The sequence below is a fragment of the uncultured Helicobacter sp. genome, assembly GCF_910577135.1.
GTDB classification, from domain to species: Bacteria; Campylobacterota; Campylobacteria; order Campylobacterales; family Helicobacteraceae; genus Helicobacter_C; species Helicobacter_C mastomyrinus.
Genome location: NZ_CAJTLL010000005.1, coordinates 123,227 through 132,153, shown reverse-complemented (window position 1 = coordinate 132,153; position 8,927 = coordinate 123,227). Strand labels below are relative to the sequence as shown.

Annotated in this window: 8 protein-coding genes; 4 read left to right on the top strand and 4 right to left on the bottom strand. The window is 38.7% G+C overall.

Annotated elements, in window-relative coordinates:
• Window positions 1–454 precede the first annotated feature (454 nt).
• Window positions 455–1,030, top strand: a complete 576-nt coding sequence (locus QZ289_RS04190) for a hypothetical protein (RefSeq protein ID WP_295699538.1) — start codon at window positions 455–457, stop codon at window positions 1,028–1,030.
• A 140-nt stretch (window positions 1,031–1,170) separates the two neighbouring features.
• Here the strand turns inward: QZ289_RS04190 and QZ289_RS04185 are convergent, their stop codons facing one another.
• The 4 genes from QZ289_RS04185 to waaF all read right to left on the bottom strand — a co-directional run bounded on the left by QZ289_RS04185 (window position 1,171) and on the right by waaF (window position 5,047).
• Complete coding sequence (locus QZ289_RS04185; RefSeq protein WP_295699536.1) at window positions 1,171–1,821, bottom strand: YhcH/YjgK/YiaL family protein; 651 nt, start codon at window positions 1,819–1,821, stop codon at window positions 1,171–1,173.
• Between the two features lie 71 nt (window positions 1,822–1,892).
• Window positions 1,893–3,083, bottom strand: a complete 1,191-nt coding sequence (gene dapE / locus QZ289_RS04180; protein WP_295699547.1) for a succinyl-diaminopimelate desuccinylase — start codon at window positions 3,081–3,083, stop codon at window positions 1,893–1,895.
• A 40-nt stretch (window positions 3,084–3,123) separates the two neighbouring features.
• Entirely contained in the window at window positions 3,124–3,750 is a 627-nt protein-coding gene (locus QZ289_RS04175) for a flavin reductase (protein WP_295699534.1), read from the bottom strand.
• A complete protein-coding gene (gene waaF, locus QZ289_RS04170; protein WP_295699532.1) occupies window positions 3,740–5,047 on the bottom strand; it encodes a lipopolysaccharide heptosyltransferase II in 1,308 nt (435 codons plus the stop codon). Before waaF ends, QZ289_RS04175 begins: the two co-directional genes overlap by 11 nt.
• Before the next feature lie 205 nt (window positions 5,048–5,252).
• Here waaF and hisS point away from each other — a divergent pair, with 205 nt between their 5' ends.
• Genes hisS through QZ289_RS04155 form a run of 3 tightly spaced genes read left to right on the top strand, consistent with a single transcriptional unit; the run spans window position 5,253 to window position 8,910 of the window.
• Complete coding sequence (gene hisS, locus QZ289_RS04165; RefSeq protein WP_295699545.1) at window positions 5,253–6,596, top strand: histidine--tRNA ligase; 1,344 nt, start codon at window positions 5,253–5,255, stop codon at window positions 6,594–6,596.
• A gap of 21 nt (window positions 6,597–6,617) precedes the next feature.
• Window positions 6,618–8,450 carry a M3 family oligoendopeptidase gene (locus QZ289_RS04160; RefSeq protein ID WP_295699530.1) on the top strand — a complete coding sequence of 611 codons (1,833 nt, stop codon included), beginning with the start codon at window positions 6,618–6,620 and terminating at the stop codon, window positions 8,448–8,450.
• Window positions 8,419–8,910 carry a hypothetical protein gene (locus QZ289_RS04155; protein ID WP_295699528.1) on the top strand — a complete coding sequence of 164 codons (492 nt, stop codon included), beginning with the start codon at window positions 8,419–8,421 and terminating at the stop codon, window positions 8,908–8,910. Before QZ289_RS04160 ends, QZ289_RS04155 begins: the two co-directional genes overlap by 32 nt.
• Window positions 8,911–8,927 lie beyond the last annotated feature (17 nt).

The window sequence follows — 8,927 nt, the reverse complement described above, 5'->3', positions numbered from 1 at the left end:
GTGGCACATCATATATTAATCCCTATCAAAGAATCTTGCCTGCAAGAGCATATTGGATAAGTTTTAGGGCGGATTGGTAACTTTTTGCTTTGTTATTGCGAGGCGAGAGCAAAGACTAATAAAGTATATATGTGAAGCGTTTGTCCTCACTAGTAAATCTATATTTTCCTGTGATTGCAAGGGAATCTTAGAAGAGCCATCTGTCTTTGTTTATAGATTATTTGGGGGCATTACCCTCGCAATGATGAGACGATCCATTTGTTATTATGAGAATTAGAATAGGATGGAGGCAACCAACATAAAACTTGTAGTTCCCCATCATCGCGAAAAATAATGAGAATTTATTCATTATTTTGGTATTGCTCTAAGGTAATTTGATAATAAATTTCACACATAGCTCACATTATTTAGATAAGATTGTGAGTATTTATATTATTTCAAAGGAAACTCCATTATGAAACTTCATCGCAAACTTTGGATGCAAATCCATTTATACCTTAGTCTTTTTTTTCTTCCTGCAGCATTGATTTATGCTATTACAGGAGCACTCTATATCTTTGAGATACGGCAAAATTCAGGGGCGACTATCACTAAAATCCCTCTAGATTTAAAGCCTAAAAAAGGTGAAGAAAGAGATTTTATCATCAATGTGCTAGAAGAAAATAATCTTAGAATCCCAAGCAATACAGAAATTAAAATGGCTCGAGGAAATCCAAGTATGGGGAATGTCAAGTATTCAGCTACGATAATGAATGACCAAAAAGAAGGCTTGATACTTAATGTGGCAGATAGAAACCTCTATGGTGTGCTGATGATGATGCACAAAAGCGGGGGGACAAAATTTGAGCTCGGGGGCTTTAAATTCACATTTTTTGACTTTATTGCCGTGTGCTTTGGGCTATCTATGATACTTTTCTATCTCTCTGGGCTTATTATGACTTCATTTTGCAAGGGCAAATGTAAAAGTGGCTTTGGAGTAATGGGAATAGGCTTTATCGTTACTATCTTGGCTATATATTTTAGCGTGTAGCCTTACTATAAGTCTACATTTTAGAGCTTATCTTATATATGTTTACCTCTTAAATCTATAACATAGCGTTATAGATTTAACTTTGAGTATATTATTTTATGAAACTATAAGACAAAAGTTTATTGTTTTTGTGAAAAGAGTTACAACCCAAGGAGCGATACGGGCACCTTGAGTACACTTTTTTTTACTTGAGACATAACATTATGATTGATATTTGGCGTTAATTCTAATCCTCCCGCATGCACATCATTAGGGAAAAATACCGCTAGATCCCCACTTGTTAGAAGTATATTGCTACGACAGGGTGTGTTGAGAGATTCATCAATAGGAAAAGGGCGACATACTTTTGGCAAAGTAGTTTTATGATTGCTAGTTTCTATATGTAAAGCCTTGTAATGCGAATATAAGCTGTATGGTAAGGCATTATCATATACAATTAAATCTCTACTTTCATCATAGGGAATCTTCACATCAAACGCGCTCCTATCACCAATACACATATATTCATATCCCTCTACCACAAGTTGAAAGTCAATAAATGCGCGATGTGTCTCAAAAAACGCATTTTTAGCTTCTTTAAGATGATAGGTTTGCTCGATGGCTCGCACACCTTGTGAGAGTGCATAGCTCACTTCTTTGCGTTCCTGCCCTGCTAAGTCAAGTTCAATAATCCTTTTATGTATGCTATGGGTAGGGTTTGTAGCATTAAGCATATAGTCTTTTGCTTCTTTAAGCATAGGATAAGCCTTAAAAAACCAATCAAGTTGGGTGAGTTTACCAATAATTGCCATTTATTGCTCCTTTGTGTAGGTTATGTGTCTATAGATTTGTGCTTCACAAGTAAGTGCCACACATTGCGTTTTTAAGTGCTATGCTCCTTTGCAATAAGAGGATTAGCACTCTTTGCTTTTAAATGTAAAAAATGAAGAAAAATATCGCGCAGAGTAAGAATATCCTTTATGGATACACGTTCATCTATGGCGTGGATTCTATCATTTGGCACACCAAGTTCTATCACATCTATCCCATATTGTGCGAAAAATCGCGCATCACTTGTACCCCCGCTTGTGCTTAATGTAGGTGTGATTTGTGCTGTATGCTTAATCGCCTCACAAAGTGTTTGTATGAGAGGGCTATCCTGCCGCGTGATAAAGGGTAATGAGCTAACTTTAAGGCTTAGCTCATAAGGCAGTGAGCTAAGCACAGAATCAATATAAGCCCGAATAGAATCTACATTACTTAAAGGCGAATATCTCACATTAAACATTATTTTAAGATTCTGCGGCGTTACATTTACCACCTCCATACCGCCACGAATGTCTGTTATGACTAGACGTGTGGGCGTAAAATACTCATTTCCATTATCTAGTGCTGCACCGGCTAATGCACCAAGCCTATCTCCTAGCAATTCTATGGGATTGATACATTTTTCCGGATAGGCTACGTGCCCTTGCTTGCCTTGAATGGTGAGTATGCCATTAATTGAGCCGCGTCTGCCAATTTTACACATATCACCCGTGCGTTGAATGCTCGTAGGCTCGGCGACAATACAGCTATGAGGGAGCAAAGATTCCCTCTCTAGCTGCTCAAGCATATATTTTGTGCCATAAATGCCTTCACCCTCCTCGTCGCTTGTAAGTAAAATAGAAAGCATTAATGTAGAATTTTCAAAAGACGAAGATTCTAAAAAATCGCAAATCGCGCAAATAAACGCACTTATGCCGCCTTTCATATCTTGTGCACCACGACCGCAGATATAGCCCTCTTTTTCCAAGCCTGAAAATGGCTCAAAAGACCAATTTTCTCCCGTAGGCACGACGTCAATATGCCCAGCAAAGCATAAATGAAAAAGTGCGCTTTTATCAGTATTTTTAGGCATTATGGCAAAAAACAGATTTTTCACTCCTGCTTTTTCTTGCTCGATGATGAGGCTATCAAGCCCTTTACTTTGCACGATGGGTTGGAGCTTATCTAAAATATGCTTGTAAATCCCACATTCTTTGGGTGTGATGGTGGGATAGGTAATCAATTCTTGTAAGAATGTAATAGGCATAGGCAATCCTTGATGATGATTATTTAGAGAGGTTTTGGGTTTATTCATCGCTCTCCTTTGGGTTGTGGGCTGTAGATTCTGTAGGATTTGTCTGTGTAGGGATAATCTCCGCTCCTAAAGACCTATAAATGCGCCCTACACGACCAATGAAGTTTGGGCTAAGGTGCAAGTCCTCCCTATAAATGCTATCATCTATATAAAAAATTTTAGCCTCTAAAAGCACACTTTTGGCTTCTCCTAGCTCTAAGACATCATACAAATCGCACATAAAAGCGACTTTTACACCTTTAGGTATAGGAGGATAGCCTGATTGCACGATTTCAAGCGGTATGTCAAATTCAATTGCCTCACTCATATTAAACTCAAGCTCCGCGCTACTATTATGCAATGCTTGAATATGCGAAATTTCGCACATACTGATACTTGCTTTGTGCGTGTGAAAGATATTTTTAAAACTATCTTTTTCTAATCCATCGCTTTTTTGCATCATACAGATAGAAAAAATAGGCGGATTCACACTAATGGGAGCAAAGAAGCTAAAAGGCGCGAGATTTACTCCACCATTGGGGAAAATCGTGCTTACCCACGCAATAGGTCGCGGCGTGATCGTATTACTCAAAATTTTATAATGCTGTAAGGGTGTGGTTGAATGTGCTTCAAGTATCATTATTTAGCCTTTTGTCATTATTTTTTAGCAGATTCATAGTGTGAGTGATAACCTCCTGTGGTGTGATAAGTGTCATACAACGATGATGAGTGAGGGGACATTCACGCTTTTTGCACGGCGCACAAGGCACATATTTGCAGAGTAGCACCCATTGTGGAGGATTTTCTATAATGTGAGGGGATATAGAATCTTGCGTATCTCGCATATTTGCAGCACTTTGAATCTCTAAAGTGTGATTTTGTGCCAGGGGAGCGGGGCTATAAGGGGCTGTCTCATCAATATTTGTGGGTCCAAAGATAGCTATCATTGGGACATTTAAGGCAGCAGCAATGTGCATAGGTCCGCTATCATTAGTGATAAACACATTCATCGCGCCGATGTAGTCAATAAGCTGCGTGAGGCTTGTTTTATCTGTGAGATTATGAAAAAACTGCGCCTGTGGGTGATTGATAAAAGATTGGGCGATTTCTACATTCGCGCGGGATTGCTCACTTGAGCCAAAGAGATAGACATCATAGCCTTGTGTGAGAAAATGCTTAATAATATCAATAAAATATGATTTTTCCCAACATTTTGCACTGCCAAAAGCGGCTCCGGGATTAATCCCTATAGCATAACTTTTTGTAGGGAGCGTGATAGGCGAGGAGATGAGATGAAGCGGCTGTGTGGCAAGGTAGGTAAGAATCTCATCGTGCGAGATTTTTATATGTGAGTGATTAGAGAGATTTATAGAATCTTTTTTGTGTTTATCATTTTTATATGCAAAATCTTGTATAAAATCTGCGCTATTCTGGGTTTTGATCGCATAATTTTGCACTTGTGATAGTGGAGTGATAAGTTCAAGGTATAAAAGCACTTGGTGTTTGAGTCTATTTTGATGATATTTGTGTAAAGTAAGTGGGTGAGAGAGGAGGAAGTTTCGGGCATTTTTACCATAGCCTATACGCAAAGGGCTTTTACTCCAATACAAAAGCAGGGCAGAAAAAAAGGTATTACTAAAACTAATGGCAATATCGTGTGTGCCTATTTTATTAGCAAGTGCCTTTGTAGCGATGATTCTACAAGATGCGGCTTTGGTAGTGTCTATAAAAATGGCTTTCACGCGTTTATCTCGCTCATAGATTCCACAACTCGCTTTCGTGCCTACAAGGGTAAATTGCGCTGTTTCAAAGCTTTTTTTAAGCCATTCAAATGCTGGAGATACCATCACACTATCGCCTAGCCAATTTGGCAGGCGTAAGAGAATGCTTTTAACTTGAGATGTGTGGATATGGTGTATATCTTTTGTAAAAAACACTTTTCCTTGCACTCCGTATAGTGATATTTTAGACTTTGATTATAAGCGTATTGTAAGCTAAAAAGCTAAAAATCTGTTAGCAAAAGGCATAATTTTCTTAAATTACTTTTGGAATATAGTTAAAATAAAACATTTTTAAGGTAGAATGAAAGCTTTTATAAAATTTGAAGTAAAGGCATTACTGCTAGGAGGTTTGTAAATGGCGTTGGTTACCCCTCGCACATTGAGTGGATTCAGAGATAGATTGCCTAAAGAGGCACTCGCAAAGACTATTTTATTAAACAAATTAAGTGCTGTATTTATGAGCTTTGGCTTTGTGCCTATTGAAACGCCACATTTAGAATATGCCGATGTGTTAGTAAAGCAGGGCAGCGATGAGATACAAAAAGAGCTATATCGTTTCAAAGACCACGGGGGGCGGGATGTTGCTTTGAGATTTGATTTGACCGTGCCTTTAGCGCGCTTTGTATCGCAATATAAAAACGAAGTGGATTTGCCTTTTAAGCGATTTGCTATTGGGAATGTGTTTCGCGGGGAGAGGGCGCAAAGAGGGCGATATAGGGAATTTACGCAATGTGATTTTGACTTTATAGGGAGTGATAGTATATCTTGTGATGCGGAGATTCTGCAGGTGATTTATGCTTCGCTTGTGGGGCTTGGGATAGATGAATTTACTATTTGGCTTAATCATCGCAGTATCCTTAATGGAATCTGCGAGTATTGTGGCGTGAGTGGGCAAAAGGATATAAATAGCGCTTTGCGTATTATTGATAAGCTTGATAAGATTGGTAAAGATGGCGTGGGGGCTGAATTGCAACGGGAATTACGATTAGATAGCACTCAAGTTGATAAACTGCTAGAATATACTTCAATCAAGCAACAGGGTGATAGTGAAAGCTTTTTTAAACAAATTGCCTTTATGGCTGAATGGAATGATTCTATCAAAAAAGGTTTAGATGATTTAAAAGCCTTGTATGAGGTGCTTGCGCTTTTGCAAATGGATAGGGATACCTATCGCGTGAATTTCTCAATCGCTCGTGGATTGGGATATTACACAGGGATAGTGTATGAAAGCACTTTAAATGCGCTAAAGAGTATTGGGAGCGTATGCTCTGGTGGGCGTTATGATAATCTTACGCGCACATTTTCTAAGGAAAAAATGAGTGGTGTGGGAGCAAGTATCGGCATAGATAGGCTTTTAGCGGCATTAGAGGAGTTAGAGTTGCTTGATAAAAAGGCAACTTCAGCCCGTGCACTCATCGTATGTATGGATATGGCATATTTTGGATACGCCCATACCCTTGCAGAATCTTTCCGCCGCTCAAAGGTGTCTATCGAGGTCTATCCGGAAGTGAGTAAGCTTAAAAAACAATTTGGATATGCAAATACAAAGGGACACGAATTTGTGATGGTGATTGGCGAGAGTGAATTTAACTCAAAAACCCTCACGCTTAAGAATATGACTTCAGGAATGCAAATGGATAATATTAGCTTCCTTAAGGCGCTTACTTTGGTGCAAGAAGATGAGGAAGCGGAGATGAAAATTTAAAGAGCCAAAAAAGGAGCAACAATGAATAGAGAATCTAGCCAGTGGGATTTAAACGCGCTTTTTAAGAGTGAAGAGCAAATGGAACGTTTTATGGTGGCAAATACGCGCAAGGCAAAGCAGTTTGCTAAGCAATATGAACAGCAGCTTGAAAGCATCGAACCTACTTTGTTTTGTGAGGTCATCAAGCAATATGAGGAGATTTTAGAAGGCTTTGGGCGTGTGATGACGTATGTGTTTTTGCGTTTTGCAAAGGATACAACGCAAGGGGATATGTATGCTAAGTATGAAATGCAAACTACACAGGCACAGAATCTTGTGCTGTTTTTCGAGCTAGAATTTTGTAAATTACCCGCTCAAAAACAAAAGGAGATTATTGCAAATGTGCCACAATATAAGTATTTTTTGCAAAAGCTTATCGAGCAAGATAGCTATCAGCTTTCTTTAGCTGAAGAGAAAATACTTTTAGCGACTTCACCTGTGGGGGTAGGAGCATTTTCACGGCTTTTTGATGAACATTTAGCTAATCTCCAATTTAAATCTCCCAAAATGGATAGAAAAAAAGCAGATTCTAAAATGGAATCCAAGCAAGATAAAAGAGCAAAAAAAGCAAAAATAAGTGAAGAGGAGATTTTAAGCCTCCTCCATCATCCCAAACGCGCGGTGCGTAAAGAAGCACAAAAAATCTTTACACAAAAGCTTAAACAATCTCGCCATCTCCTAGCCTATATACTGAATATGGTGCGCAAAGATTTGCATATTATGACGCATTTGCGTGGATACAAGCTCCCCGAATCTTTCCGCCATATCTCAAATGCCGCGACACAAAAGAGTGTAGATAAGCTCATAGATGTGGTAAGCGCACATTATGGCTTTGTAGGGGAATATTATCAAATAAAGGCAAAGCTACTTGGCTTAAAGGCATTGAAAGATTATGACCGCTATGCCCCACTTGAAAGCAATGCCTGTAATTTACCCTATGATGAAGCCTTAAAGCTTGTTTTAAAATCCTTTGGGCACTTTAGCAAAACTTTTAAGGATATTGCATTGAAGGCATTAAACAAGGGTTGGGTAGATTCTCACCCTGCACCACATAAGCGAGGGGGGGCATTTAGCCACGGAAGTGTGCCTAGTGCACATCCTTATGTGTTGCTTAATTACACAAATTCACGGCGAGATGTATTTACAATCGCCCACGAATTCGGGCATATGGTGCATCAAGAATTATCTAAAACGCAAGGCTATCTCAATATGGATACACCTCTTACCACTGCTGAAACCGCCTCTGTATTTGCCGAAATGTTACTTTTTGACACGCTAAAGAATACTCTTAGTAAAGAGGATCTTATCCCTCTGTATGCAGGAAAACTAGAGGATATTTTTTCTACACTTTTTCGTCAAGTGGTGATGACGCATTTTGAACGCAGAATCCACGCTCAAGGCGATGAGCTAAAGCCTGAAAATTTCGATGAAATATGGCGTGAGGAAAATGAACGGATGTTTGGGAGCAGCCTCAAATTAAGCAAAAATTATGATGGCTGGTGGTGCTATATCCCGCATTTCGTGCATTCACCTTTTTATTGCTATGCGTATAGCTATGGACAGCTGCTTGTTTTGGCACTTTTTGGCTTATATAAATCACAGCAAACACCTCAAAGCAGGGAAAAGTTTATTCAAAAATATACGCAATTCCTTTCACTCGGGGGAAGCAAAAGCCCTAAGGAGCTTGTTAGTGCGTTTGGATTAAATCTAGAGAGCGATAAGTTTTGGCTCATTGGTATGGGTGAAGTGCAAAAAATGCTTGAAGAATTTAAGGAGTTAGTGAATGCACAAGATTCTATTTTCTCCGGTATTTAAGAGAATTATGCTTTCTCATACAAGAGATATATTAGATTTTTTACTTAAAGAGAGGATAAACTTTAATATTCTATGTGATATGAAATATACGCATTTTACACCCCCCCTCCCTCGGCATATTAGCGATACATTTACTGATATTACGCTTTTTGTCTTGGCGGGTTATACGTTTGAGAGCATTGAGTTAAAGCATAAGGGTATGAGTTTTGAAGCGGGTTTTGGGAATGAAAATATTGGTGCATTTGTAGATATTGACTATGAGGGTATTGTGCAGATTCTCTTACACGATAATGACTTGCTACGTGAGATTCTATTATTTACAAATGTAAGCCACCCTTGCTTTCATAACCTTTCTAATGAGGAGCTAGAACATATCGCTTCTATTCAAGAAGAGGGCTTAGAGCATTCAAAACTTGCCTTTACATCAAATCCCGAAAATAGTAAATTTTTCAAAAAATAATTAACCTTTTAAGAGAG